Genomic DNA, 25,364 nt, shown 5'->3' on the forward strand with positions numbered 1-25,364 from the left:
CGTGAGTGGCGAATGAAAGCCGTCCGTTTTTTAATCTTAAAATCCTATGAAAGATGGAACTGGAATTGATCAGAACATATTTTCCTGACGGCACGAACGGAGAGTTGCTCCATAATAACAAGCGGGTATGTTTTACAATTGAACTGCCCTGGCTTGCGCATAAACAAAGAGCATCGTGTATTCCGGAAGGAAGATATGAACTGACTAAGCGATACAGTCCAAGGTTCGGGCATCATTTACTTGTGAATAATGTAGCTAAACGTCATTTGATTTTACTGCATGCCGCAAATGATGCATTAAAAGAACTGCAAGGCTGTATCGCTCCGGTTTCTGTTTGTACCGGCGAAGGAAAAGGGAACAACTCAATGCTTGCACTAAAAAAGCTGCTTGCAGTTACATCCATTGAGTTTGAGAAAGGCAACAAAGTATTTCTAACTATAAAATCTGTAAACTGATGAAACAACTTATTCAACGTGTGCAAGCACCAACACCAAAATTCTTCAAGAAGCTTCGAACAATCGGGATTACATTGGCTGCAGTGGCCACAACAATTGTTGCAGCACCTGTGGCGCTGCCAGCGGTGATTATTAAAGTAGCTGGTTACTTAGCTGTGGCAAGTGGTGTATTGAGTGCAGTTAGTCAGACTGCAGTGGAGGGAGAATAATGCAACAGTATTTTGATAATACAACGAAAGCTGGAACTGCCGCTGGAACGTTGCTTTCAATCTTCGCAAATATCAACAGCGAAGATCTTATTAAGACTGCAGTGTTAGCTGCAGTTGGTGCAGTAGTGAGTTTTGCGGTCACTTTGTTATTGAAGCTTCTTGCAAAACGACTGAAAAAATAATTGCTTCTATTGTGGTGATCTGAAGTGATGGCCTCCTGATTCTTCAGGAGGCTTTTTGTATTCCGAAATGTCTGTTTTAATTTAGACAAAAAGCCAATCAATGATGAATGCCCGTAGTATTTGAGTTACCGAGAATTTTACAATTCGCAACCACCTTCCGACAGTTTAGCCTTTATTCGAAAATATCCAACAGATATTATTATTCTATACTTATCGAAAATTAATGCGCTAATATTCCTGGATGGCGATAGTAATTTATCAACATTAAAGAAAATTCTTCTACAGTGTTTCCCGTTTTTAGATAATAAAAGAAGAAACCGGCTTGCCGAATTGATGAAGGATAGTGAATCATTGGAGGATGGCTCACATTTCTTTTCACCTCAAGCTATATCAAAATTAATAGGTATTTGTTTATCTAATTATCGAGCTGAATATCCTGATGAGGAAGCGGATGAAAGTAACTTGCAAAACGATCTGTGGGATAATATTCTTTTAGCAAATCAAATTTATTATGACCAACTAACAGATTCCGATGACATCTGTAGTTACTCTGGAATTTGGAAACTCGGGATGATGCAGCAATTTTATATCAGGAGATTTATTGTATTGCATTATATCGGAAATGTTGAGGTTCTTCTATTTTATAAGTTTATCAGAAGGGAAATTCCAAATGGCAGCAGATTTATTGGTGAATTTATCCAAAACCTTGGCCTCAGTGATTTTTTTCAGTATGCTAAAATAGTTATGAAGATTTTGAAACAAAGTATGGACCAGTTTAAAGAGGATGAGAACGCCAAATGGTCCTTAGAACTTAATGAGCAGCAGCAGAAGATAATGGAGGCATTTTCATATAGAAGAAGTAATCTTCCGGCGAATAATGATGAGTTTACAATACATAAACACATCATGACTCATCCTATCTACTTTATCCTGGACGAACATCCTGTAATATTAGATTTTAATTTTCTTTCCTATATCGCTGAACTCTCCTTAACCTACAACTTTCACAAACACACTTCTATACGGGAAGAAAAAAGGTGGAAAACATTTGGTGATTTTAAGGGCTGGCTTGGGAAGAAATATTACGAAGAGTTTGTTTCGGAATTATTACTTAAGGGTATGTTTAAAGAACCTGAATTTATATTATGGAATGATAAGGAAGGATCTCCAATTGATTTCATGATTGTTAATGACAGGGATATCTATCTTATAGAAGTAAAAAGCAGTGACCTGCCACGAATTGTATTAGAGGAAATTGATGAGAATGGATTTAAGGATTTTCTGGATAAAAATTTTGCATCCAGCAAAGAAAACGGACTTCGAAATTTTGGTGTTTGTCAAATTGCAAAGGCATTAGATGATATTGCTAACAGCAATAAATATGATTCATTGTTGACCTATCCAACGAAGAAAAGAAAACACAGGATATACCCAATAATCATACATACAGAAAAGGCAATTGATATAGCAGGCGTAAACAGTTATTTACAAGATGTTTTGAAAATGAAGCGAAAAACATTACCGAAAAATTCGATAAAATACATCCAGTTACATTAATCAGCATTTCGACATTAATTGAGAAAATGGCAGTTATAAAAGAGAACCCTCATATACTTAAAGAATGGATTAGGAGTTATTGGAGAAGGTGTTCTTCAAATAAAAAATCTTTTAAACGTTCAGGTGATCCGAATCAGTTTTATAATTCATGCAATACATTCGGTGATTTTTTGCGGGTCATTACTAAAGATTATCCAACGAGAGAAAGCTTCAGAACACTTGTCACTGAATTGGATTTGGACCCAATATCTACAAATGGATTTAAAGCTTCTTGAGAGAGTATCCAGCAAAATCATTATATCAACAATATAAAAGTGCCCAAAATATGGGGCACTTTTATTTGCAGCCTTAAAATGGCAAGGCTGCAAGCTGACGACGGCCAGAAGGATAACACCAGATAAACCAGCCTGATGCCAACTGGTAAACCTTAATGAATGGCAATGGGCGATAGTGAACCGGATGCCGCTGAAAATGCCTGCTGAATGCAATGGCCGGAACCGCAGGAACAGGAAGCGGAATGTAAGCAATGCTGAATGGACAAACCGACATGCGGCGACGTGTGATGATGCGAAGTTGCTTTTGCATAAAAGTGATTTTTAGAAGCATATCACAGTGAAGGCAGCAACGAAAACCAAAAGGAAACGGAATAAAAGAAGGGTCAGAGAATAGGTCAGTGTTTATGCCGTAGTCTTTTTGTTTTGTTATCAGGGTATGTTTATCAGCCTGCCGAAACTATCTTAGCTGAATAAAAACACGGTCACAGCAAAAGCACTATGGCACACCGTTAGTCAGTATGGTTGCTCCTTCTTCATTTGCTTTCCAGGTCCGGTTGTCAGGTACTCATACATCAGCAAAGTATGCCCCTTATTTAGGGGCATTTTTAATTTGCTGAAAGTACTGTTGCAACAAAGTTTTTTGCAGGTGTTCTGTTGCTGCAACCTGCTGCAAGAGAGTTGCTTTTAATTTGCTGCACTTTTCAAGTGAGGAAAGAATTTCCTGAAAGCGTTTCCAATTTGGATGAATGAGTTGGGCAACCTCCCTGATGCAAGTGCGGACATCTTCCAAATTGATGTAAGGAATAACAGAACCCCGCTGATACACTTTAAACTTACCTGATTGATGTAAACCATAAACAAGCCAAAAGAAGAATTTGTAATACTCTTCATTTGAGCAAGTGGCAATAAATGAATTAGGCCATGGAGTTAAAGAAGGTTTGCCAGCATTGTTGCCTTTACAAAGAATAAAAAACGAGTGTTGCGGAATGGAAGCATTTTGATGATAGCAACGAACCATTGGATACATCATAAATTTTGTAACGCTGTTTTTTGCTATGCGGCAAGACACCACATTTGGCCAGCGATAGGCAACCAAAATGCAGGGTGGGCAGGAAGGCAAGGTTTTTTGCATAAAAAATACTACCCGGAGTGAGTATAAATTAGCGAAGCAAAAAACGAAATGAAGGGCTGGAGATTTTTTTGCAAAAACCTTAAGGCAAACGGAACGAAGTGTAGTGCAGACCTTGCCGACTAAAGGAGCATAACTTGCCTATTCGCTGGACAGGGTGATTTAAGAAGAAACGGAAAGGTTACTAAAGCTTAAAAGGATTGACAGGATGAGCTATCAGGATTTTAAGAATACCGATAACTTGTATTCATTCATTTGTTTAGTTCCTTCGTTGAATTGGAAGCCAACAATTATATTTTGCAAATGAGCGATAGAATCTATAGTTAAACAGAATTTATCTACACTACACAATGCCCATTCAATGTAGTTCTGATCTTGAAGAAAGACTGCTTCAACTGTTTCGCCCTTATATTTACCAAAGATGAATTTTGAATTAAAAGTGTAAATAGATTTATTTGGTTTCTTTTTCGGGGCGGTAATTGTTATGCCTTTATTTATTTCAGCATCTTCAGCAAGTGACCACTGGTAATTTCCACAACATGGAATCAGTTTTTCAGAAATCCATTCCTTATCATACTCATAGTGAGTAGACTATATCACTCTTATAGTTGGGTAGCCATATGCTTTCCCATAGGGCATTTTATCACACTCAACCTTTTCCACAATAGTATAATACTCTTCAGTCCAGTTCGCTCGTCTTACAGCAAAAGGGGTTTGGCGACCTATTTTATCCCAGATTTCGAAAATATTTAAATTCATAATATTAGCGGCAATGTATGTTATAGTGTGTTTTTCTTAACGCCCATTACCAGGTTTCTATAACTGGCTTTGACTTTCTCACCTTGCAGATATAACTGATCTTGTACCTTAAGAACTCTATTGTCAGCTTCTCGCCAAGTTTCATTCTGAAAGGGATCTTTATGAATAGTATAAACTTGACTTTGTTTATAAGAAAATGACTCTTCTTCTGTCAGTTCTTCACCAGTCATAATTTGAGAAGGATAGCCTGTGCCACTTCTGTCTTTTAAATGAAATTTTGTGGAGCAGATACTATTAAAGGAATTTAATTCAATAATAAATAATCGAATTAAATTGTCCAGTTCGGAGTCAATGAAATAATTAGCTGTGCTGTCGTAAAATTCAGATAAGTCATCCCAAATGTCTAAATAGTATTTGTTTGTGAACAAGCTATTCACAGCTAAAGAAATACTATCAAAAAGAATTTGTTCTGAGCATATTTCTGTGTAACTGTGAAATATTTCCTTGTCGTGTTTTCTGTGATCATTCTTTGCTTGAGCAACAGTTATTTTGTCATAATTGATAACGATAGTTTCAATTGCAAGAATCAAAGTTTGAATCAGTTTATCTTTTTCAAATTTGCTACTTCCATTAAAAGTGGATATTCTATGTCCTCTAATATCAAACGGCAGATCTTCAGTCTTTCCATAATTAAGGTTGTTCACACAAATAATCCTTTCCCATCCCAAAAGTTGAACTGCATAGCCTAATTCAATTAAAACATTTGGGTTTGGTGTTTCCCTATTTTTCGAGAAGATATTTAGTAACGATTTATTTACAATTGAAACATCACAGATAAAAATGTCACTTAAATCAATCTTGTCAAATATTGTCTTAGTTATAGCAGGACTGCCGCTTTTGTTTTTAGTATCTCTATCAAGGTTGATTTCCAAATTAAGAACTGCCTTGTGTTTTCTTGTAAGCTCTTTAATAGCTTTCTCAATACACTGTAGGATAAAATTTCTATTAGATTTTATATCAGATTGCCAGGAATAAAAAATTGTAAAATTATTTTTCATCTAAAGAAGAGTGTAAAAAGTAAGCTGTAATATTTTTGTTACGAAATCGTATTAACAGATTTATCAAATCAAGCTAATGTAATTCGTATTTACGAAAAATAAAAAGGCATTGTTTATCGCATTGCCGGTAAAAGCGCCTGCGGCAAAAAAGAAGCATAGCCCGCCGGTAGTAACGGCGGAGAAGGGTGGGCAGCAAAGCGAGCCATAAGGAGCCGGAGAGAGGAACGAACGGAGGTGACGGCGAGCCCCCGAAAGGGGCCAGTAGTAAATGCCGCCTTCAAGCGGCAGATGCTGGCTACATAGGAAGCCGCCGTAGTAATTTACCCGTCAGGGTACGGAGGCGGCGGACGTATGCAAGTGAACTGATGTGCAGCTTTGCGAACTGGAGGTACGACAGAAGCAATTAGCAGCGCACAGCGAACGCAGCCTGAAGGGGCGGCCGGCGAGCAAAAAAGTGTGGCAGCGGGTGGACTGAACAGTACTGAATGAAACCCGACGGAATGGAGTGAAATGTAACCCGGTGAGCGGTGTGTGCTGGCTTGCGGAAGTGCATTTGCATCCTGCCGTGTTGTGGATTTGTGGTTAGATCAGGATGCAAGGCACTGAAGCAGTAAAGTTGAAGCGAACGAGGTGGAATGAAACGTAATGAAGGAGTGGTTGAGTGAAGGGCTGTGAAGGACACAGGAGCTGCCGTGAGGAATGAGGAGGAGCTGCAAGCAGTATGACAAACTGCGAAGTGAAACGGAGCACCCAAAGACATGATGAGGAACGAAGAATGCGAAGGGCATTGCAGCTATAAAAATGCCTGTAAGGAATAACCATTGTATTCATTTTTTTTGCTGCAATGGTTTGGCATATCTGCTTGCCGACGACGAATAACGAACACCATTTTACCGGTCTTTGACAGCAAAGAGAAACGGCGCTGGCAACTAAATAAAGTTCCCGCCATGCGGGACAAAATGGAAAAAGAAGGGTTGGCATTGTGAGCTGGCGAAGAAGCTTGGGTTTCGGCAGTTGTTGCACGGACGCTGCTGATCGGGTTGCCGTCACTGCGGCCGGGCAAGTACTGCCGGGAGTGGCAATTGAGAGGAAAAGATTAATAGACGGAAGGCGGTTTGGTTTATCCTGTATGCATTTTAATCAACTATGTATTTGTACAGGATAAAGCAAACGGCCTGGCGGTGCGTAGGCAGCTGAGTTTCTGCATGGCAACGTTTACAGCGCCATGCTTTGGAACGATGCCGCCGAAGTTTCTAATAGTCAGTCTAATGCTGCGGAAACATGTAAAATATCTACCCTTGCAAATAAATGGAAGTGATTTGATGTCGAATTTTCAATGATTTTTCGACATGAGAGATTTTTTATGTCGAATTGATCAACATGAAAAATCCCATGTTTGCTATGCAACGGCCAATTTCTTTCTTGTATTCATCACACTTGCATTTTTAAAATGAGTATTCTCAGGAACAACTAATTTATACGGACGGTTAAACGCTTCCTGACTGATTTTGAAATGAGTTGCAAGTTTCCTAATGACTTCTTTTGAAAGACCCTTCTTGTAGTTGAGAATATCAGAAGCATAACCTTTGCTGATGTCTAAAATTTCAACAAGGTCTTTTGCTTTTAAATTGTGGTCTTCCATCAATGAATGAAGAATCTGAATTGGATCCAACTCATCAAAGCTATTGTGCTCTGCATCCCACTTTTCAATTAATAAAGTAAGCAAAGCAATCTCGTCTTTTGTATTACGATCTTTGGCTCCGGAAAAAACAAGCTCTTCCAATGCATTGCTATACTCTTTGTATTGCATCTTACTTGTGATAACTTTGTATTTCAATGTTGTCATGATTACTATTTTAATAAATGCTAACTGTATATTGCTTGTTGCTGTCGCAAAGTTTATCGTACTCTGCATGTGTTCCTATCCAACAAACAAAAAGGTGCACCTGTTTATCTCCAAAGGCATACCCACAAATCATCCGGTAATTATTGCCTCCAATGTCAAAGACTACTCTGTTTGAACTTTTTCCCAATAAATCTGCACTGGGGAAAGTGTTTTGTATATCTGTTGGTTTTTCCCAATCTGCATATTTGATTTTGACAACCAATCACCAAATGGCAGTTTGCTTTGTGGGTTATGCCGGACAAATTCCTCAATTGTTTCTTTTCTAATCAGGTGAACTTTCATAACAAAGATAAGATTAATTATTGAAAAGTTCTCAAAATGAGAACTTTTTCATATTTTGAGAACTCTCTTATAAATCAATAGTTTACGAATATAGGAATTCATGGCATTAGTAGTTTCACCTTCCCATTTGTTACTTTATCAAACAAAGTTTCATCATTCTTTGTATCGTACATAAATGGCAGAAACATTTGTAACGGCTTCGCCTGACCTAACAGAATCATGCTGCATTGAATCTCTGTCCAATCACTGAGGATTTTCCAAGCTGTTTTATTTGCCTGGGCCTGCAGTGTTGCTTTGGTATCGGGACGGGGACGTTTTACGTCTTTCCAAAGTACCAGGAAACATTCTTCGGTTTGGGCTTTTAAATGAAACGGTAAGGTTTGTTGCAACTGCTGATCATACAGCAGAAAGGTGATGCCGGTGCAGACTTTGTTTGCGTATTGCTTGTTGATGTTGGTTGCTCCTATCTCAACTAACAATTCTTCTATACGTGCCATTGATTTACTTGCTTCGATGTTTGAGGTATAGTTCTTAATGTTCATTGGTTTGATTTTTTTGTGATTGAAAATGTTTTATTACTGCTATTCGTTTTGCCAGATCGATTACATTGGGTTCATCTTTTTTTACAAGTGGATTGTTTGGATCATTGGTTAAATAGGCTTGCCAGATTTGTCCGATGGAATATTGATTTGAGCATTCAATGTCTTTGATGCGTTGCTGTTTTGCCTGTTGCATTGTTTCTTCATCGAGTAAAAGTTTTAGTTGTTCAAAATGTTGTACGGTGACGTGCTGAAAGATTTTCTTGCCATCTAAAAGCTTTCATAGAGAAACTGTATATCTCTTACCAAGTCAATGTTTGTTTGATCTGTTGTGTTTACTTGGTTTGGTTTTATTTTTATGTTGAGCATCCACTTGTGCAGAGGCTTGCCAATCTTTAATCTTTAGTTTATCGGTAAGCATCCAGTTCTTCCCCTGGTTGTAGAAGAAGAATTTCTTTGCTTCGTCTGGTGGGTATGAATGCTGATTAAAGAACTCTTCGGCTGCTGAGAGCGATGGTGTATTTCGACTGTGCTCAATACTGCCATCTACCGCCCCATCGACTACGCTCAGGGTGCTGCCCGACTGGTGTACTGATTTTGGGACACGGCGGAAGTCACTGTTTTTTTCTTCATTTCTTCCTTTCTCCTTCAAAAAATTTGCGGGTGTGTTACACACTGTTTTTTGTTTAGTACTGTTTGGTTTTATAATGTGTACCGATTTTGGGACTGGTGCAGTATCGATATTGGTACTGGCTTGTACTGATTTTGGGACACTGCCGGTATCATTATCGGTACCGAAGAGATCGAGTTGTTTGTACCTGGTTGGCTGTTCGGGTTGAACATCTAAAGGAATAATGCTGATACGGACCAGATGAAACTTGTTAATCGAGGGATGATAGAAAATGTATTTGGCTTCATGCAGTTCTTTGATGCATTTGTGATAGGTGTTCTTGCTGCCGATCTTTGATAGCTGCATGATATTATCCCTGTAAATGGAGAAAGGATTGTGAAAGCGGTTGAAGTTCCAGTACTGGAATAAAGCCATATAAAGGCTCACATGCGAAGATGTAAGCCTTTGATCACTACGAACAAGCGCAAAGAAGGCGTTGAGGTGCCTTACATAGTTCATGATGGTGAATGGTCAATGGTGAGTGGTGAATTGGGTTTACCTGCTTTGAACATTCTCATTGAGTAACATGGTAACAGGTGCTTCCATGTTGGGAATGTTTTTATAAACTGCTTTTGTTGTTTACGTTTTTTCTTTTCTGCAATGGATAGTGCTGGCTTGCAGTTACACTTTTGCTTTTTGGTATGGTTGCGGCCACGGTAAGGAGAAAACATAATTTGAAAATTTGCTGATGTGCTAATGGAAACAAAATCCATCCTTCGACCCTTCGAATGCGCTCAGGGCCGCTCAGGTCCTTCGACTGCGCTCAGGACTTGTTAGCGGCGAATGGGCTTTTTGTTTTTGGCCATGAGTTGCATGATGTCGTCGTGATCGAAGAACATGAGGCCGCCGATTTTAGAACCGATGAGTAGTTCGTTTTCCTGCATGTTCTGTAGTGTGCCGGGTGAAATACCGAGCAGCTCCCTGACTTCATAGGACTTCAGCCATTTCTTGGGTTTGTTGGGTGCTTCCTGCAGAAGTGCTTTGATGTCGGTAAGTAGTTCTGATTTGAATTGCTGAAGATCTTCTTTGGTGAGAATGTTTACTGCCATGTGGTGAAATTTTATGACAGCAAAAAGAGAAGGATGTTTGCAGATTTCAAAACTGCAAGCCTTGTACAAGTTGGTTGAAATGTAGCAGGGATAAGGATTTTGATTTGAAAATTTGAGAATATGCTAATTTGAAAATGTGGTGCAAAAGTGGATTATTCTGTAAATAAACTTTTACGTGTTATCGCCTGCAGAAAGTATTCGAACTCATTTGCCCAAATATCTTTGTCTGTATCAATTGTTTCAAGCGAAGGTTTGTATCGAAGTTTAAGAAAATAGATAAATCCTTTGTAAAATTTTTCCAGGTTATCTGAGAGTTTACCGAATTCATTACAAAACTCAGTGACTGCCTCCGCCTGGCCGGAGGTTCTTTCAAACATATAATCCTTCCAAAGATGGTGAACCAATATATTCCTTTTGGTTAAATAGGTATCAAGGTCATCAGTTAAAACTAATTTAGGAGTAGTTTGAAGTTGGTTAAATATGTTGCCAAGAGTTGGCTTTTTAAGTTTTATGAATTTTCTGGACTCATCTAAAAAGTCTTCTGTTGTAATGTATTTAAAGTCGCTATTAAAATCAATCAAAAATGTAACAAGGCTTCTGGTAAGATATTCAACCCTTTGCGCTGAAACTAATGCCATGCCAATTCTTGCATAAACAGATGAATCATTTGCCATTTCGGAAAGTTAAAACGAAACGGCTTCATGCTCTTTAAAAAAATCAGAAGGAAGATTAATATTTCAACAATTCCGAAGGATGAATGTCAAGTCCTTCGGCGAGGCGAATGATGGTGTAGAGCGTTGGATTGACCTTGGCATTTGCAGTTCTTTGGACCTGGGCATATTCTAAGCCGGATGCTGCGGCAAGCTGGTGAAGGCTCATGCCTTTTTTCTTCAGCCATTTCTGCAGGTTATCTGCAAACTCCTTTTGTGCCTTTTGTCTTTCGGTCATGAAAGGCAAGGTGTGCAGTAGCAGAAGATTTATTGGTGTATAATTCTATACCAGTGTTAGCTTTTCTTTATTTTTGGCAAAGTATCTGCGATAGAACCAAATTAAAGTGACTTTCGTTAATACTGCATTGAAATGGAACATCAAGCTTATTTGCAAATGCCAATCAAACAACTTTCAATCAATGACGACTTGAAGGAGTTATTGACTTTCCATGGCTATCATACACTCGGTGATGTGCTGGAGAAAGAAGTTAGTTTTCTTCGTAACCGGAACGGGTTAACGTTGCATGATGAACTGGAGCTTTATAAGCTGGTGAACGAGTATGGATTGAAGGAGTTGTGGAAGGGTTAAGGAAAGCCGTGAGTAGTGAGTGGTCGATGATGAATCCTTCGACTTCGCTCAGGATTCAATGCCCTTCGATGCTTCGACTTCGCTCAGCACAGGCTTACTCAGGATTTATTCACTTTTCTTTTCGTAGTAATCTTGTCTTTTTGTTTCTGTACTACTTCCGATTTTATTCTCTGCAGGTGATTGATGAGTAGGAATAATTTATCGTGCAGGGAATTAATAGTGGAAAGATCGATGTTGTAAAAAAGGTTGTAGAGATTCTTGGGAGAAATATTGTGTTGGGTTGATGTGTGTGCAATTTTTGCAAAGTCATCAATCATAGGACGTATTTTTTTATTGCTGATCAAGCCTGCCTCGTGTTCTATACGTTTGAACAATGCGAGTTCTTCAATGCTGTAATTGTACCAGATGCCTTTATTGTAAACATCCTGGTTGAAGTTGGCGGGTGTAATAAAACCAATGGTATGTGTTTTTTCCTGGTATTTTATTTCCCGTGCCAACCAATCTTTCAGATCTTCTTTTACTGATTTCGATGCAGGACGTAAGGTTGCTCCGGGACGTATGTGTAATTGACTGATTTGTTTGTAGAAAAATGAAAGACGTTCTATTCTTGCTTTGGGATCAACCAAACTCGCTGCATTCTCACAAATGAAATCGACGAGATAATCTTTAAACTCTGTTGTATTGAAATCTAAATAAATGAGCAAGGTTGTGATAGGCGGACACTGGTTTGCAATACGCTTTGTTTGTTTCAGATTGCTGATGCCTATTAACAGATCGTTCAGGTACCGCATTTTGCGGTATGAGATGGTTGGTTGTATTGTGGAATCAGTAATGTTGTAGAGGTAGGCCAGCAGCATATCGATAAGCGATTTGTCTGTTTTTAACTTTGAGAGTTTTTGTTTGATGTTTTTTATTTCATTGCTCCATTTGTTTTGTAATAAGGCCCATTCATGATCGGGTACTTTGTGATCGTAGTTAACATATTGCGGAAAACAGGTTTGAAGCTCCTCTAAAGTTTCACGGAAGGAAAGATAGAGGGATTTGTAAATTTTGGAAAGCTGTGTATCGCCGGGGCTTGAGGCAAAGGTTTCATGTATGCCGGGCATCAGGAAATGTGTAAGTGTATCGAGCAAATGAATTAAAGCCGATATATGTTGCCGTATAAACAGTTCCCGATGTTTCTCTTTTCTAAACTATAAGCAACAGGTTTAATGCGTTTCCGGAATCTGTTATTTTCATCATGCGCCTGTTGTCCAATTATTAGCAATTGCTTTTCGAGTTCGGGTGTTGTTGTTTCATGCAGCCAGTGTTTTGGATGAAGGTTTTCTGAAATCATTGTATCTAACGATTCCAATTCGTAAGGTAGCGCCATAGTGTTTTATTCTCTATCTTCTTTCCCATCAGCTCAAAGAAGAATAGCAGTGATTTAATTGTCATAAGTAGCATTTGTTTTCAGTGTGCCCGATAGGTATCGAGTGTCCAAAAAAATGTCAATATAATATAACGTTTAGAACCAGTTTTTGTACTTGACAATTTGTACAGCCTGTACAATGGATTTGTTTTGTATGCAGCGACAGATGTTTGTTTATAGTCTTGATTTTGATGTAGTTTGGCAGATTCTATTTTAATTTGATAATTTTATCATCACTTGCAGCAAGCAAGTTCTGCCAAAAGCCACTAAACTTAAACATGAGGGTACTAACCGGGGATACTGAATTACTTGATGCATTGAAGCAAGGCGAAAGCCATGCGTTTAATGAGGTGTATGGTTTGTTCTATAAACCCCTGTGTTACTTTGCTGAAAAAATTACCGGCGACAGTTCTCAAGCCGAAGATATTGCCACCGAAAGTTTTGTGAAGCTGTTGCAAAAGAACCCCGACTTTGAAACGCTCCAGCATTTAAAATCTTTTCTTTACACTACTACAAAGAATGCCTGCTATGATTACCTGCGTATGCAAAAGCGGCATGAGCAAACCCACACGGAAATGAAGTACCTCGCTGATATAAGTGAGGAAGAAACAGAACAGGCCGTTATTATGGCTGAAGTATTACAGGCTATTTATACAGCCATTGATCAGTTGCCTGACAAATATAAAGCCGTGCTTAAACTGGCATTGATCGAAGGATTGAGTAATGATGAAATTGTGGCACAAACCGGGATAGCTTACCAAACGGTGCGGAATCACAAATCGGCAGCGATCAAACTGTTACGTATTTCACTATTTAAGAATAGCAGCATCAGTTCCTTTGTCCTTTTCTGCAGCCTGGTTTATTTTGGTGAGAAGTTGCAATAGGAAACAGATTGAATGTTTGATTTCATTCTTTTCGGTTCTTGCTCTATAAGCTACCACGATACGGTAAAAACTTCCATAACCTATGCAAAACAGGGCGTCCAATCTTCTACTGAATCATTCTTTTGCTCCCGGCAAGTACAAACTTGTTCTTGAAACGTTCTATTTAAAGTGAGCATTACTTTTTGGTTATTGTTTTGTAAAGTTTTGACCATCCTTTTGTTAAATATCATACATGCGGGGAAGATTATTTTATATCAGTGAGCTTATTGGTAAAGAGTTGAACGGAGACATTACTGTTGATGAATCAAGGGTATTAGATGAATGGGTAAACAATTCTTTTGCTAACAAAACGTTGTTTGATCAATTGCATAACGATGCATTTGTAAAACAACAACTGAAAAAATTTGACCGTTACGATATTGAGAAGAACAGGGCATATTTGATGGGGAAACTGGAGGAAAGGGTGAATGGTGACCCTTCGACTGACGTTCAGGGTACAAAAAGTATTCAACTATGGAAACGTATTGCGGTGGCTGCTTCGATTGTTGGAGTATTATTTTTGCAGGCTATTGGTTTCTTGAATAGCCCTTCGACTACGCTCAGGACTACGGACGGCCCTTTGACTATCGTTCAGGATGTGCAAGCACCCGATAAAAACCGTGCACAAATTAAGCTGCCAGATGGAACAACAATTTTTCTAGATAGTGCGAGTAATGGTGAATTGGGTAGCATAAATGGAGTGAAGTTGGTGAAGACTGCAGATGGGAAAATTGAATATAGTTTTGAATCGAATGTAGTTGGCGACGAGATAGTTTATAGTACTTTTAAGCAACCCAAGAGGAAGTACGGTAATTGATATAAAGCTAACAGATGGAAGTCGTGTATGGTTGAATGCTGGCTCATCAATCACTTATCCCGTTGCTTTTGTAGGCAATGAAAGAAAAGTGGAGATAACTGGTGAGGCCTACTTTGAAGTTGCACATAATACAAAACAACCATTTCATGTAAAGGTGAATGATATGGAAGTAGCTGTATTGGGCACACATTTTAATATCAACAGTTATAATGATGAACCATCCGTAAAAACAACCTTACTCGAAGGAAAAGTGATGGTGAAAAAAGCTGATGGATTTGTTTTATTGAATCCCGGTCAACAAGCTGTTGTTTTACCGGAACAACAGAATATTAGGATTCTACCTGATGTAGATATTGAAGAAGCGATAGCATGGAAGAATGGAAGATTCATGTTTAATGGAGCTGATGTTGAAGCCATCATGAGGCAGGTAGCAAGGTGGTATGATGTGGATATTGTTTATGAGCAAAAAATTAACGAACCGATAACGGGAGGGTTAGGACGTTCGGAGAATGTACAACAACTCCTGAATGTACTGGAGGCTACGGGGAAAGTGAAATTTCAGGTAAACGGCAAACAAATCGTTGTAAGAGCGAATTAGAATATTAAAACAAAAAGGCCGGCAGTGCTCGAACACTACCGGCTGGTTGAGCAAACATAAAAACTCTTGACATGAATCCTTATTTCTTCACCCAACAACCAAAGCTATGCATTTGACTGCTCATTTTGAAACAGTGCACGGTACTTTTTCTAAACACGTACACCGTTTCTGTAAAACCAAAACTCTTTTGGTCGTGAAACTAGTAACCATTTTTCTTGTTGCGGCATGCCTGCAAGTAAGCGCCTCCGGTTTCGGACAGAACATTTCTGTATCGGGGAAAGACCTTACTCTAAAGAAAGTATTTAATGAAATACAACGGCAGACCGGGTACTCCTTTCTTTACTTCGATAAGGATCTCCAGAATGCAAAGAAGATCACGATCGATGCACAAAATGAAGATCTGAAAGATGTCTTGAACAGAATTTTTTCAGGCCAGCCGCTTACCTATACCATTATACAAAAACACCATTGTTGTTAAAGTTAAACCAGTCAATCCTCAAACTTCTGAATCTATAACAGTTGAAACGCAGAATATTGATGTGCGTGGCAGCATTGTGAATGAAAACAATGAGCCAGTTGCGGGAGCGAGTGTTCGTGTAAAAGGTACAACGGCAGGAGCAGTGAGTGATGCACAAGGTAAGTTTGTACTTCGTGGAGTGGAAGAAAAGCAACACTTGTAATTAGTGCCACAAACATCGAAACATTTGAGGTAAAACTTTCAGGCCAAACAGATATTGGTGTAGTGAAAGTAAAAACAAAAGTAGGTGTACTTGCAACTGTTGAAGTTGGTTATGGTGCAGTAAGAAGAAAAGATCTTACGGGATCTGTTGCTTCAATTGACGTTGGTGAAATTAAAAACATTCCATTTACTAGTGTTGATCAGGCTTTGTCAGGTAAAGCACCAGGTGTTCAAGTAATACAGGCCGATGGCTCACCCGGTGGTGTGGCAAGAATTCGCATACGTGGCGGTTCTTCATTGATTGGAGGTAATGATCCTCTTTATATCATCGATGGTGTGCAGGTAACAATTCAAAACCAATACATTCAAAGTGCTGCAGATGTAATTAATCCAGTTGAACAACTTGGTAATGATGGAGGTTATGCAAATACTGCTGTAGGATCTTCCTTTGCAAGAGGTTTAAACACGCTGGCAGGACTCAATATTAATGATATTGAAAGTATAGATATCCTGAAGGATGCTTCCGCTACTGCAATTTATGGATCCAGGGCTGCCAATGGAGTAGTGATAATAACTACTAAAAAAGGAAAGAAAAATGAAAAGCCGATTTTAGAAGCTAATTATTACACAGGAATAAGTAATGCAATAACAGAAAAATTGTTGAGTGCCGACCAATACAGGGCAGTTATGCTTGAAGGTGCAAAAAACTTGAATACCTTTCTGGCGTCACAAAACCGTCCTGCAAATGCAATTGCCACTAACATTATTAATAATCCAAGCTTTTTAGGCTCTGCAAATACTAATTGGATGGACATAGTTACACGAACTGGTGTAACAAACAATGCTGATCTAAGCATTCGTGGCGGTGGTACTGGTTCACGTTATTATACTTCGCTTTCCTATACGAAGCAGACAGGAACATTGTTGGGAACTGATTTTTCCCGTCTAGCTGGCAAAATAAATCTTGACAATGAAATAACCAACAGATTAAGGTTAATTACAAATCTGGATTACGGGTTTACTAAAAACAATATAACGAACGGAATCTACTCATCAGCCCTTTATGCACCACCAACACTTAATCCATATAATGCTAATGGATCACCGGCAAATTTTGATCAAGTAACTTTTGGTATCGGAACATCTTCTGGTATCCAAAATCCTCTTTCCTTGCTGAAAGGAATAAACCGCTCTAAGAATTTATTATTGCTGGGTTCATTGGCATTGGAATATGATATTTTAAAGTCGTTGAAATTCAGAAGTACAGCATCTCTCAATTACACAAACTATCATCAGTTGAACTATGTTCCCGCAACAGTAGATGTGTATTCAGCTTCGGGACAGGTAGGAGTAAGTTCACAGGGAGGCATTGGTACACAGGGTCAGTCACAACAAGTGGGTGCATTTTACGAGAATACACTCACATGGGATAAGCAATTTGATCAAAACAACAGGTTAAATCTCTTGGTGGGCACCTCTTGGCAAAAACAAATATGCAAAGCTTCTCTGCTTCTGGCCAAGGATTTCCGGATGATTATTTCCTCAACGGTCTCTCTTCCGCAGCTTTGGCTTTGCCACCAAAGGCGAGTGAATTTCAAAGCTCTTTATTGAGTTTTTATCTTCGTGCTAATTACGCTTTCAAAGAAAAATACTTACTCACATTTACCGGTAGATCAGATGAGTCGTCGAAATTTCCCAAAAGCAATCGTATAGGTTATTTCCCATCTTTTGGTTTAGCATGGAGAGCGAGCGATGAAAAATTCCTACAAAATGTGAGTTGGCTTAATGAATTGAAACTGCGTGTAAGCGCAGGTTATACCGGTACACAAAATTTGGGCGATAATTTATTTTACACACTTTATACTCCTGGCGCATATGGTGGTACCAATGCACTTATGCCAACTCAACTAGGTAACGATAGAATCAAATGGGAAACTACCTTACAGAAAGATGCAGGGATCGACTTTGCAATGTTTAATTCCAGATTCAGAGGTGCCCTTGGCTATTATAGTAAAAAAAGCTCAGGCCTTCTGATGGCTTATCCCGTAGCTACCAGTTCAGGCTTTGCATCCGCTCTGGTTAACATCGCAGATATTTCGAATAAAGGATTTGCGATTGATTTGCGACTGGATGCAATACGCAATAAGGATACTAAGTGGAACATAGCATTTAATATTTCCGGGAACAGATCAAAAGTAACCCGCATCAACAAGGATATTCAAAATCCTAGCCAGTTGGGATACTCCGATCCATTCTATAACTCAGTACTAAGCATTGGTAATACAGTGTTACGTGAGGGTCAGCCCATTGGTTTAATCTATGGGTATAAGTTTACCGGTGTAATAAAAACACAAAAGGAATTGGATGATTATAGAGCTGCAAGTATTTATGCCCAGTACGGTATTTTATCAAATCTAGGCTTGGGTTATCCCATGTATGATTTGGTAGATACAGGAGCTTTTAAAGGATTTTTCGCAAGAGATGTTATTGGTAAAGCTGAACCTAAATTTTATGGAGGGATTACCAATAGTTTCAGTTACAAACAATTTAGTGTAATTGCTTTGTTGACATTTTCATACGGTGGAGACTTGTTGTATCTGCCCGACATCAGATCATTTGGATTAATGTCCCGTTCGAATACAAATACAAGAATTTTACAGGATCATTACAGTGCTACCAATACAAATGCCAACCGCCCGGCATTGCTGCTTACCGAGTCGAACATGTTTGGCACAGCAGGATCCGCCAACTATGCAGTTCATGATGCTTCGTTTATTAAACTAAGATCTGTTTCCTTGAACTATAACTTACCTGAGAGGTTAATCAACAAATTGCATTTACGTACTGCAATGGTATATGTCGCAGGTAGTAATTTGTTAACGATCACGAAATATCCTGGCCCTGATCCTGAGATTAGTAATGATCCTTACAGCTTGATTAATGGATACAGCGATGCGGCAACGTATCCAAGTATGCGTCAATATACATTCGGTGTTAGACTTGGATTTTAAATGTTTAAATTATTACAAATGAAACATATTTTATTATACACTTTCTTACCGGCATTATTATTATTGCAATTTTCCTGCAATAAGCAATTGAGTGAGCCACCCAAAAATGCTAAAGTAGAAGTAACAGCAATTACCGACCAACAAACAGCACAAATAGCTTTGAATGGTGCTTATCATCGTTTCGCAAATGTCGACGCCAACAATGTAACAGACTGGACAACCCATCAGGTTTGGCCTGGAATGTTGGCTGGTTCTATAGGATATGGGCTAGGGGCCTTAAGCGACGAGCGCAATGATAATGTGAACAGTAGCTATGCCGGAATCGTATGGAATCAAAATTACCTGATCCTTAACGCAGCAAACGGAGTTATAAATGGAACAGATGCAGTTGCTGACAACGGTTTCACTGGCAACCGGAAAAAAGAAATCATAGCAGAAGGGCGTTTTATCAGAGCATATGCGCATTTTAAGTTGTTGAGCCATTTCGCCGAATGGTATAAACTAAACAGTCCGCATGGAGTGTTGCTGAGAGATAAACTTTCCACATTAAGTAATATTTCCAAGCCCCGTAGCAGCGTAGCAGAAAGCTATCAATTTTTATTGGATGATTTAGACTACAGCATCGCCAATGGCCCCGCAGCTAACCCTAATCATTATGCAACCAAATGGGCAGCAATGGCTTTGAAGATGCGAGTGCTTCTCATGCGTGGGCAAACAGCAGATTTTGGAGAGGTAATCAATCTCGGAAATACTATTCTTACCTCTGGTCCATATGTTTTGGAAAATAATCTAAAAGATATCTTTTATGTAAAAGGGTTGGCTAGTAAAGAAGTGATTCTTGGTGTTGCCGCAGCCAAATCAGGAAAATTTTTATTATATCCTTAGCCGTGCTTATTACCCAATTGCCTCATCACTTTTTGTTTCTACAAAAAAGTTGAAGGATTTGTTGCAAAATGATCCGAGAGGCAGTTGGATGGTGGGACCTGCAACACCTTACCAGGCATACAGCCCCAATACGTATTATTTTACGAAATACATTCCTTTTGGAACTAACACATCTCAATTGTCAGAAACCTCATATGCATTACGGTTGACGGAGGTTTATCTGATGATTGCTGAGGCTACGGTTCGCTCGGGTGGAAGTCTTGCTACTGCAAAAACCATGATAAAAACGGTTATGGGTAAGGCTGGTGTCACTGATTTTTCTGCGGTGGATAATGCCAACACTTCGGAAGACCTTTTGCTTCAGCATTACTACGAAACAGTGCGAAATTTTTCAGGTGAAGATGGTATTGAATGGTTGACATTATTACGTTTGCCATTTGAAACAGTTAAACTACAAAAGCCAAAGATAGTAAATCAGGTACAGTATATTTTTCCGATTCCTGTTACGGAATTTCAACAAAACCCTGCAATTGGGGATCAGAATCCAGGCTATTCTAAATTCTAAATAATTGCATATCATTTATTTTTCTAAAAACATAGGAATGAAACATATTTTAAACTTATCAGTGTTGACTTTTTTATTTTTCTGTAGTGGCACCTCTGTATTTGGACAGAACAAAATTTTGTTAAGCGCAGGTGATCCTGCCCCCGAAATAAAATATTCGAAATGGCTTAAGGGTACTCCGGTTGATGCTTACAAAGATGACCATCTCTATGTGTTAGAGTTTTGGGCTACGTGGTGTGGCCCCTGCATTGCAGCTATGCCGCATCTTTCAGAACTCTCCGAAAAATATAAAGATAAGGCCACATTTATCGGTGTGAATGTATGGGAAAAACAGGCGATAAACCTTATGAAACTTCACTTCCTGCCGTTGAGAAATTTGTAAAAAGCAGCGCCAAAAGAATTCGTTATAATGTTGCTGTTGATAATAATGCACAGGATATGGTCAATCTTTGGTTGAAACCAGCAGGAATATTGGGCATCCCAACAACATTTATCGTAAAGCAAGGTAAGATTGTATGGATTGGTCATCCCATTGAACTGGATACGTTAATGGATCCAATTCTGAACGGAACATATGATTTTGCAGCATTCAAGAAGAGATATGAAGATAGAAAAAGTGCTTCTTCAAAAGCAAATAGCGAGATGAATGAATTTTTTGATGCCGTGAAGCTGGCTGAAAATGCAAAAGACTATAACAAAGCTTTGCAGTTGCTTGACGAAGGTTCTCAAAAGACGGGAACGATCGGTCTTATTTCTAAATTGCGAAAATTTTCTTTGCTGCTTGAGCATTTTACCGAAGCTGAGGCGATGAAATATGGAAAAGAAGTAATAAAAGAAAATCCTGGGTTTGCTACAGCTGCTGCTCATACCATTGTTGAAAAAGATAATCTTTCAAAAGAAACGTATTTGTTTGCAGCAGAAACTTTTAAAACAGCTTTGGAAACAAATAAGTATTCAGCTATGTACGACAATATGGCACTTTGTTACTTTAAAGCGGGCGATATCAGTTTGGCCATAGAAGCAGAAAAAAAGGCGGTTGAGCTAGCAAAACTTGAAGTAAAGGACCCAAAATTTGAAGGATATGTATTCGAAGATACCATCGCAGGTTATGAGGAAACCTCAAAAAGTATAAAAAGGCATTGAAGTAAAATTTAGCAGAGAAGATAGTTACGGATCAATACTTTCTTTTTCAATGCACTTGTAGATCACCAAGAAAGCGTGGTACTCATCTTTTGATTATTACATGACCTGCATCTCGACTGTTGCAACTATATATATAATGCAGGTCATGTATTAATCAAGAGAGATAGACAATAAGTAAAATCAAATACTTTGTTCATTGGGAATAGTTTGATTCTATTTATTTCTTATCAAAATCCAACATACAAGTTTTTCATTTATTTAAATCAGTTGAATGCGAGCTAATTTAATCATTGCGGTGCTTTTTACAGCAACGATGTTACTGTCTGCTTGTAAAAGCAGTCAAGTTCATGTCAGGGATAATAATGATCGTTTCTTGTTAGTAGTTGTTAAAAATGAACCTGGTGTAATTGAAGGTCTGTTGAATTCATGCACCTGTCTTGAAATTGTTCGGTTAGATGTACTAAACGTCGAGCCGGTTTTACAGGATTTCCCTCTTTTTGCCAGCAAACCCAACCCATCCGGAATAACGATGCGTTTGGTGCTTAAAATAACTGCCGAAACAGATTATACGAAAATTAAAGATATTCTGCTGAGTAGAAAAGATGTAATAGCGTTTTCCCGACACTAAAATAAATGGCAGGCCAATTTTTGTTACCAGTCGGCTTCTAAGAAAAATTGAAAATTATTTGTTCTGCTTTTTTTAATCTGTTTGGTTTAATGAATTGCCTGACACTTAAAGTTGGTATTGCGAAGTGCTGCAAAGTAAACAACACTTTTGCTGACAGCTATTTTTTTGTAAAGCTGTAAAAAAATGGGAATGTAAAGAGGATATGTAAATTTAAAACTAAATGTTATCAAATAAAAAGTAGTTGTGCAGAATGGAAATTGTGATATGTGATTTGATCTTCTTATAAAACGGTTATGTGTTTAAATAACGAATTTATTCTTGTAGAAAAAAGATATACTAAAAAAATGAAACGAAAAGTAAAAAAGTAGCCTGTTGATTGTGGCGTCTGGATGTGCTCTTCTTTTAGTAAGCAGTTCAGCAAAAGGGCAGGCAAGACCTGCATCCACAACTGACACAAGCAATAACGCAACAAGCAGAACCATGCGTCCGCCTTCAGCAGGTGGTATACGCTCTTATCAGGAAGTGGTACCTGCTTCTGCAAAACAGATAAAGGCATGTTCAGTGTACATAAAGTATGCGAACGTTTCTTGCTGGAGATTCCTGATTCATTACTTGGCAGAGAAATATTAGTGGTGAACCGTATTGCTAAATCAGCCGCTGGCAGCAGAACAGGGTTTATGGGATATGCGGGTGATATGATTGGTGAAAATGTGATACGTTTTGAAAAAGGACCTAACAGTAAATTGTTTTTGTATAGCGTATCGCACCAGGAAGTATCAAAAGACAGCAGTGAAAATGGATTGTATCGTTCAGTGATGAACTCGAATCTTCAACCCATCGTTGCAGTGTTTGATATTAAAGCATTGGCAATGGATTCTGCTGGTTGTGTGATTGACTTTACCGATTACCTGAATACTGACGATGATATACTTTACTTGAAGCAATGACCAAGCGCCAGCTTTCATTAGGTGGCATACAGCCTGATAAATCATTTATCAGTGGCATTCGGTCATTCCCTTTAAATATTGAGATAAGAACAGTGCGTACGTACATGCGTACTCCAGCTCAACAACAGGGGCAGCAAAGTTTTGGCCCGGCACCAGGTGCACCTGCAACATATGAACTTAACAGTTCACTGGTGTTGTTACCAAAAACTCCAATGAAGTCACGCCATTTCGATAGCAGGGTTGGTTATTTCGCAACAGGCTTTGTTGATTTTGATGCGAATCCACAAGGTGTTAAATCAACGGCCATGATCACACGCTGGAGAATGGAACCAAAAGCGGAAGACATTGAAAAGTATAAACGTGGTGAATTGGTTGAGCCGAAAAATCCGATTATTTATTACATCGATCCTGCAACACCAAAGAAATGGGTGCCGTATTTAATACAAGGTGTAAACGATTGGCAGGTAGCGTTTGAAAAAGCAGGATTTAAAAATGCCATCATTGCAAAAGAGGCACCGAAGAATGATCCGGAATGGAGCATGGAAGATGCACGGCATAATGTAATCGTATACAAACCTTCTGATATTGCGAATGCCATGGGGCCTCACGTGCATGATCCAAGAAGTGGAGAGATCATGGAAACTCATATCAGTTGGTATCATAACATTATGGAAATTCTGCATAGCTGGTATATGGTACAAACGTCAGCTGTTGATCCCAAAGCAAGAAGCATGCAGCTTGACGATGAATTGATGGGTCAGTTGATCCGTTTTGTATCATCGCATGAAGTAGGTCATACACTTGGTTTGCGTCACAACTTTGGGTCATCATCAACTGTGCCAGTAGAAAAGTTGCGTGATAATGCGTGGTTAAAAGAACATGGGCATACGCCATCAATCATGGATTATGCACGTTTTAACTATGTAGCACAACCGGAAGATAATATTGAACGTGCAAATCTTTTTCCACGTATTGGTGAGTATGATAAATGGGCAATTGAATGGGGATACAAATGGATGCCTGATGCAGATGCTGAAAAAGAAACATTGAATAACTGGATAATCACTAAAACAACGGCCGATACGCATTTATGGTTTGGAACAGAAACCGATCCAAACGATCCACGTGGACAAAATGAAGATCTTGGTGATAATGCGATGAAAGCAGGGGTGTATGGTATTAAAAACCTGAAACGCATTGTTCCCAATCTTGTTACATGGACAAAAGAACCTGGCGAAGGCTATGCCAGCTTACGTAAAATGTACATCGAAGTAACGGGGCAGTTCAATCGCTACATGGGGCATGTCGCAAAAAATGTAGGTGGTATAATGACCACACCAAAAACTGTTGAAGAGAATGGTGCAGTGATCGAGTTTGTATCGAAAGCAAACAGAAAGAAGCGATTGCATTCTTACAGGAGCAGTTGTTTACAACACCACTTTGGTTACTTGATAAGAAGATATTTTTCTTTAACCGGAGCAGGTGATATGAATACAATTGCCAATATTCAGAATGCAATAATCATTCGATTGATCAGCAATGCAACCATCAGCAAGTTATTACAATTTGAGGCAGTTTATCCAGCGCAGGCTTACACTGCCAAGGAACTGCTCGATGATTTGAAAAGAGGTATCTGGAGCGAATTGAAAACTGCAAATGCAATTGATATTTACCGCCGCAATCTTCAAAAATTTTATGTTGAAAGGCTTATTGTATTAACTACTGAAGCACCCGCTGTAACAGTCCCTGGTGCACAAAACATAAGTCTTGCTGTAAGCAAAATGAATGATGGATTATCAATTGTGAAAGGGCATATGCGAAACTTGCTTGCAGAAATTCGTGTGGGTATTTTATCTGCCAAAGATGCATCTACTAAGTTACACCTGCAAGATCTTGCAGACCGATTAACAAATTCACTTGATAATAAAAAATAGACATATGAAAACCCTAACAGTATTACTTGTGTTACTAATGACAGGCATTATGGCGAGTGCTCAGGTACAAAACCCCGTAAAGTGGAATTATAAACTGAAGAAAACTAATGCCACTACATACGAAGTGCATATCACAGCTACAATTGATAAAGGCTGGCATATCTATTCGCAAACAACACCTGAAGGTGGGCCGGTACCAACAACCATCAGATTTGCAAAGAACCCTCTGGTAACTTTAGTTGGTAAAGCAAAAGAAGTGGGCAAACTGGAAAAGCTTCATGAGGAGCTGTTTGAGGGGTGTTGATGTAAAGCAGTTTTCCAACTCAGTAAACTTTGTTCAAGTGATTAAAGTAAAAGCTGCAATTAAAACATCGGTAATAGGCACCGTTGAGTTTATGGTGTGTAACGACCGTGAATGTTTGCCGCCAACTTCTAACAAATTTTCACTGTCCAT

The 25,364-nt window shown here is 38.8% G+C and carries 33 protein-coding genes and 1 pseudogene; 21 read left to right on the forward strand and 13 right to left on the reverse strand.

Annotation, left to right across the window (positions count from 1 at the left end; translation table 11 throughout):
- Positions 1–53: 53 nt before the first annotated feature.
- The 4 genes from IPK31_13665 (at position 54) to IPK31_13680 (ending at position 2,403) form a co-directional block, all read left to right on the forward strand.
- Positions 54–455 (forward strand): hypothetical protein, encoded by a 402-nt coding sequence (locus IPK31_13665; GenBank protein MBK8088897.1) that lies wholly within the window; start codon positions 54–56, stop codon positions 453–455.
- Complete coding sequence (locus tag IPK31_13670) at positions 455–664, forward strand: hypothetical protein (protein ID MBK8088898.1); 210 nt, start codon at positions 455–457, stop codon at positions 662–664. Before IPK31_13665 ends, IPK31_13670 begins: the two co-directional genes overlap by 1 nt.
- Positions 664–846, forward strand: a complete 183-nt coding sequence (locus IPK31_13675) for a hypothetical protein (GenBank protein ID MBK8088899.1) — start codon at positions 664–666, stop codon at positions 844–846. The genes IPK31_13670 and IPK31_13675 overlap by 1 nt, the downstream gene beginning before the upstream one ends.
- Before the next feature lie 120 nt (positions 847–966).
- Positions 967–2,403: a hypothetical protein gene (locus IPK31_13680; protein MBK8088900.1), complete on the forward strand. Its 1,437-nt coding sequence runs from the start codon at positions 967–969 to the stop codon at positions 2,401–2,403.
- A gap of 348 nt (positions 2,404–2,751) precedes the next feature.
- On the opposite strand, the gene IPK31_13685 is transcribed toward IPK31_13680, so the two are convergent.
- The 9 genes and pseudogenes from IPK31_13685 to IPK31_13725 form a co-directional block, all read right to left on the reverse strand.
- Positions 2,752–2,988 carry a hypothetical protein gene (locus IPK31_13685; GenBank protein ID MBK8088901.1) on the reverse strand — a complete coding sequence of 79 codons (237 nt, stop codon included), beginning with the start codon at positions 2,986–2,988 and terminating at the stop codon, positions 2,752–2,754.
- A gap of 279 nt (positions 2,989–3,267) precedes the next feature.
- Positions 3,268–3,708, reverse strand: a complete 441-nt coding sequence (locus IPK31_13690) for a hypothetical protein (protein ID MBK8088902.1) — start codon at positions 3,706–3,708, stop codon at positions 3,268–3,270.
- Positions 3,709–4,586: 878 nt separating this feature from the next.
- Positions 4,587–5,624: a hypothetical protein gene (locus IPK31_13695; GenBank protein ID MBK8088903.1), complete on the reverse strand. Its 1,038-nt coding sequence runs from the start codon at positions 5,622–5,624 to the stop codon at positions 4,587–4,589.
- Between the two features lie 793 nt (positions 5,625–6,417).
- Positions 6,418–6,687 (reverse strand): hypothetical protein, encoded by a 270-nt coding sequence (locus IPK31_13700; protein MBK8088904.1) that lies wholly within the window; start codon positions 6,685–6,687, stop codon positions 6,418–6,420.
- A 336-nt stretch (positions 6,688–7,023) separates the two neighbouring features.
- The gene (locus IPK31_13705) at positions 7,024–7,470 is read right to left on the reverse strand and encodes a transcriptional regulator (GenBank protein MBK8088905.1); all 447 of its coding nucleotides are present in this window, start codon (positions 7,468–7,470) and stop codon (positions 7,024–7,026) included.
- Positions 7,471–7,480: 10 nt separating this feature from the next.
- Positions 7,481–7,812 (reverse strand): annotated as a pseudogene (locus IPK31_13710) (type II toxin-antitoxin system HigB family toxin).
- A gap of 98 nt (positions 7,813–7,910) precedes the next feature.
- Positions 7,911–8,354 (reverse strand): hypothetical protein, encoded by a 444-nt coding sequence (locus tag IPK31_13715; protein ID MBK8088906.1) that lies wholly within the window; start codon positions 8,352–8,354, stop codon positions 7,911–7,913.
- Entirely contained in the window at positions 8,344–8,547 is a 204-nt protein-coding gene (locus IPK31_13720) for a hypothetical protein (GenBank protein MBK8088907.1), read from the reverse strand. The genes IPK31_13715 and IPK31_13720 overlap by 11 nt, the downstream gene beginning before the upstream one ends.
- A gap of 114 nt (positions 8,548–8,661) precedes the next feature.
- Positions 8,662–9,408 carry a hypothetical protein gene (locus IPK31_13725; GenBank protein ID MBK8088908.1) on the reverse strand — a complete coding sequence of 249 codons (747 nt, stop codon included), beginning with the start codon at positions 9,406–9,408 and terminating at the stop codon, positions 8,662–8,664.
- Between IPK31_13725 and IPK31_13730 the strand changes: the two genes are divergently transcribed.
- A complete protein-coding gene (locus tag IPK31_13730; GenBank protein ID MBK8088909.1) occupies positions 9,409–9,546 on the forward strand; it encodes a hypothetical protein in 138 nt (45 codons plus the stop codon). It begins immediately after the preceding gene.
- 248 nt (positions 9,547–9,794) lie between these two features.
- Here IPK31_13730 and IPK31_13735 read toward each other — a convergent pair whose 3' ends face one another.
- The 3 genes from IPK31_13735 to IPK31_13745 form a co-directional block, all read right to left on the reverse strand.
- The gene (locus IPK31_13735) at positions 9,795–10,070 is read right to left on the reverse strand and encodes a helix-turn-helix domain-containing protein (GenBank protein MBK8088910.1); all 276 of its coding nucleotides are present in this window, start codon (positions 10,068–10,070) and stop codon (positions 9,795–9,797) included.
- 152 nt (positions 10,071–10,222) lie between these two features.
- Positions 10,223–10,744 (reverse strand): hypothetical protein, encoded by a 522-nt coding sequence (locus tag IPK31_13740; GenBank protein ID MBK8088911.1) that lies wholly within the window; start codon positions 10,742–10,744, stop codon positions 10,223–10,225.
- A gap of 55 nt (positions 10,745–10,799) precedes the next feature.
- Entirely contained in the window at positions 10,800–11,018 is a 219-nt protein-coding gene (locus IPK31_13745) for a helix-turn-helix transcriptional regulator (GenBank protein MBK8088912.1), read from the reverse strand.
- Between the two features lie 132 nt (positions 11,019–11,150).
- On the opposite strand from IPK31_13745, the gene IPK31_13750 reads away from it, so the two are divergent.
- Positions 11,151–11,369: a hypothetical protein gene (locus IPK31_13750; GenBank protein MBK8088913.1), complete on the forward strand. Its 219-nt coding sequence runs from the start codon at positions 11,151–11,153 to the stop codon at positions 11,367–11,369.
- A 98-nt stretch (positions 11,370–11,467) separates the two neighbouring features.
- Here IPK31_13750 and IPK31_13755 read toward each other — a convergent pair whose 3' ends face one another.
- A complete protein-coding gene (locus IPK31_13755) occupies positions 11,468–12,475 on the reverse strand; it encodes a hypothetical protein (protein MBK8088914.1) in 1,008 nt (335 codons plus the stop codon).
- Between the two features lie 583 nt (positions 12,476–13,058).
- Here IPK31_13755 and IPK31_13760 point away from each other — a divergent pair.
- From IPK31_13760 to IPK31_13830, 15 genes are all read left to right on the forward strand, one after another.
- The gene (locus tag IPK31_13760) at positions 13,059–13,664 is read left to right on the forward strand and encodes an RNA polymerase sigma-70 factor (protein MBK8088915.1); all 606 of its coding nucleotides are present in this window, start codon (positions 13,059–13,061) and stop codon (positions 13,662–13,664) included.
- A gap of 232 nt (positions 13,665–13,896) precedes the next feature.
- Positions 13,897–14,520 carry a hypothetical protein gene (locus IPK31_13765; GenBank protein ID MBK8088916.1) on the forward strand — a complete coding sequence of 208 codons (624 nt, stop codon included), beginning with the start codon at positions 13,897–13,899 and terminating at the stop codon, positions 14,518–14,520.
- 31 nt (positions 14,521–14,551) lie between these two features.
- A complete protein-coding gene (locus IPK31_13770) occupies positions 14,552–15,118 on the forward strand; it encodes a DUF4974 domain-containing protein (protein MBK8088917.1) in 567 nt (188 codons plus the stop codon).
- A 106-nt stretch (positions 15,119–15,224) separates the two neighbouring features.
- Complete coding sequence (locus IPK31_13775; GenBank protein ID MBK8088918.1) at positions 15,225–15,596, forward strand: STN domain-containing protein; 372 nt, start codon at positions 15,225–15,227, stop codon at positions 15,594–15,596.
- A gap of 61 nt (positions 15,597–15,657) precedes the next feature.
- On the forward strand, positions 15,658–15,798 hold the full coding sequence (locus IPK31_13780; protein ID MBK8088919.1) for a carboxypeptidase-like regulatory domain-containing protein: 141 nt from the start codon (positions 15,658–15,660) through the stop codon (positions 15,796–15,798).
- 62 nt (positions 15,799–15,860) lie between these two features.
- On the forward strand, positions 15,861–17,408 hold the full coding sequence (locus IPK31_13785; protein ID MBK8088920.1) for a TonB-dependent receptor plug domain-containing protein: 1,548 nt from the start codon (positions 15,861–15,863) through the stop codon (positions 17,406–17,408).
- On the forward strand, positions 17,291–18,808 hold the full coding sequence (locus IPK31_13790; GenBank protein ID MBK8088921.1) for a TonB-dependent receptor: 1,518 nt from the start codon (positions 17,291–17,293) through the stop codon (positions 18,806–18,808). Before IPK31_13785 ends, IPK31_13790 begins: the two co-directional genes overlap by 118 nt.
- 18 nt (positions 18,809–18,826) lie before the next feature.
- A complete protein-coding gene (locus IPK31_13795; protein ID MBK8088922.1) occupies positions 18,827–19,693 on the forward strand; it encodes a RagB/SusD family nutrient uptake outer membrane protein in 867 nt (288 codons plus the stop codon).
- Entirely contained in the window at positions 19,647–20,258 is a 612-nt protein-coding gene (locus IPK31_13800; GenBank protein MBK8088923.1) for a RagB/SusD family nutrient uptake outer membrane protein, read from the forward strand. Before IPK31_13795 ends, IPK31_13800 begins: the two co-directional genes overlap by 47 nt.
- Positions 20,259–20,295: 37 nt before the next feature.
- Complete coding sequence (locus tag IPK31_13805; GenBank protein MBK8088924.1) at positions 20,296–20,640, forward strand: TlpA family protein disulfide reductase; 345 nt, start codon at positions 20,296–20,298, stop codon at positions 20,638–20,640.
- Positions 20,580–21,401: a hypothetical protein gene (locus IPK31_13810; protein ID MBK8088925.1), complete on the forward strand. Its 822-nt coding sequence runs from the start codon at positions 20,580–20,582 to the stop codon at positions 21,399–21,401. Before IPK31_13805 ends, IPK31_13810 begins: the two co-directional genes overlap by 61 nt.
- A gap of 271 nt (positions 21,402–21,672) precedes the next feature.
- Entirely contained in the window at positions 21,673–22,029 is a 357-nt protein-coding gene (locus IPK31_13815; GenBank protein ID MBK8088926.1) for a hypothetical protein, read from the forward strand.
- A 554-nt stretch (positions 22,030–22,583) separates the two neighbouring features.
- A complete protein-coding gene (locus IPK31_13820) occupies positions 22,584–22,976 on the forward strand; it encodes a DUF5117 domain-containing protein (protein ID MBK8088927.1) in 393 nt (130 codons plus the stop codon).
- On the forward strand, positions 22,973–24,910 hold the full coding sequence (locus tag IPK31_13825) for a zinc-dependent metalloprotease (GenBank protein MBK8088928.1): 1,938 nt from the start codon (positions 22,973–22,975) through the stop codon (positions 24,908–24,910). The genes IPK31_13820 and IPK31_13825 overlap by 4 nt, the downstream gene beginning before the upstream one ends.
- Before the next feature lie 4 nt (positions 24,911–24,914).
- Positions 24,915–25,214, forward strand: coding sequence for a hypothetical protein (locus tag IPK31_13830; protein ID MBK8088929.1), 300 nt, complete (start codon positions 24,915–24,917; stop codon positions 25,212–25,214).
- The last annotated feature ends 150 nt before the right edge of the window (positions 25,215–25,364 follow it).

Source organism: Chitinophagaceae bacterium (assembly GCA_016713085.1).
Taxonomy (GTDB): domain Bacteria; phylum Bacteroidota; class Bacteroidia; order Chitinophagales; family Chitinophagaceae; genus Lacibacter.

Coding starts and splice junctions, on each gene's coding strand:
- IPK31_13665 (MBK8088897.1), top strand. CDS start 54: ATGGAACTGGAATTGATCAGAACATATTTTCCTGACGGCACGAACGGA.
- IPK31_13670 (MBK8088898.1), top strand. CDS start 455: ATGAAACAACTTATTCAACGTGTGCAAGCACCAACACCAAAATTCTTC.
- IPK31_13675 (MBK8088899.1), top strand. CDS start 664: ATGCAACAGTATTTTGATAATACAACGAAAGCTGGAACTGCCGCTGGA.
- IPK31_13685 (MBK8088901.1), bottom strand. CDS start 2,988: ATGCAAAAGCAACTTCGCATCATCACACGTCGCCGCATGTCGGTTTGT.
- IPK31_13690 (MBK8088902.1), bottom strand. CDS start 3,708: ATGATGTATCCAATGGTTCGTTGCTATCATCAAAATGCTTCCATTCCG.
- IPK31_13695 (MBK8088903.1), bottom strand. CDS start 5,624: ATGAAAAATAATTTTACAATTTTTTATTCCTGGCAATCTGATATAAAA.
- IPK31_13705 (MBK8088905.1), bottom strand. CDS start 7,470: ATGACAACATTGAAATACAAAGTTATCACAAGTAAGATGCAATACAAA.
- IPK31_13715 (MBK8088906.1), bottom strand. CDS start 8,354: ATGAACATTAAGAACTATACCTCAAACATCGAAGCAAGTAAATCAATG.
- IPK31_13720 (MBK8088907.1), bottom strand. CDS start 8,547: ATGCAACAGGCAAAACAGCAACGCATCAAAGACATTGAATGCTCAAAT.
- IPK31_13730 (MBK8088909.1), top strand. CDS start 9,409: ATGCGAAGATGTAAGCCTTTGATCACTACGAACAAGCGCAAAGAAGGC.
- IPK31_13735 (MBK8088910.1), bottom strand. CDS start 10,070: ATGGCAGTAAACATTCTCACCAAAGAAGATCTTCAGCAATTCAAATCA.
- IPK31_13740 (MBK8088911.1), bottom strand. CDS start 10,744: ATGGCAAATGATTCATCTGTTTATGCAAGAATTGGCATGGCATTAGTT.
- IPK31_13745 (MBK8088912.1), bottom strand. CDS start 11,018: ATGACCGAAAGACAAAAGGCACAAAAGGAGTTTGCAGATAACCTGCAG.
- IPK31_13750 (MBK8088913.1), top strand. CDS start 11,151: ATGGAACATCAAGCTTATTTGCAAATGCCAATCAAACAACTTTCAATC.
- IPK31_13755 (MBK8088914.1), bottom strand. CDS start 12,475: ATGCCCGGCATACATGAAACCTTTGCCTCAAGCCCCGGCGATACACAG.
- IPK31_13760 (MBK8088915.1), top strand. CDS start 13,059: ATGAGGGTACTAACCGGGGATACTGAATTACTTGATGCATTGAAGCAA.
- IPK31_13765 (MBK8088916.1), top strand. CDS start 13,897: ATGCGGGGAAGATTATTTTATATCAGTGAGCTTATTGGTAAAGAGTTG.
- IPK31_13775 (MBK8088918.1), top strand. CDS start 15,225: ATGCATTTGACTGCTCATTTTGAAACAGTGCACGGTACTTTTTCTAAA.
- IPK31_13790 (MBK8088921.1), top strand. CDS start 17,291: ATGCAAAGCTTCTCTGCTTCTGGCCAAGGATTTCCGGATGATTATTTC.
- IPK31_13795 (MBK8088922.1), top strand. CDS start 18,827: ATGAAACATATTTTATTATACACTTTCTTACCGGCATTATTATTATTG.
- IPK31_13805 (MBK8088924.1), top strand. CDS start 20,296: ATGAAACATATTTTAAACTTATCAGTGTTGACTTTTTTATTTTTCTGT.
- IPK31_13810 (MBK8088925.1), top strand. CDS start 20,580: ATGGGAAAAACAGGCGATAAACCTTATGAAACTTCACTTCCTGCCGTT.
- IPK31_13815 (MBK8088926.1), top strand. CDS start 21,673: ATGCGAGCTAATTTAATCATTGCGGTGCTTTTTACAGCAACGATGTTA.
- IPK31_13820 (MBK8088927.1), top strand. CDS start 22,584: ATGTTCAGTGTACATAAAGTATGCGAACGTTTCTTGCTGGAGATTCCT.
- IPK31_13825 (MBK8088928.1), top strand. CDS start 22,973: ATGACCAAGCGCCAGCTTTCATTAGGTGGCATACAGCCTGATAAATCA.
- IPK31_13830 (MBK8088929.1), top strand. CDS start 24,915: ATGAAAACCCTAACAGTATTACTTGTGTTACTAATGACAGGCATTATG.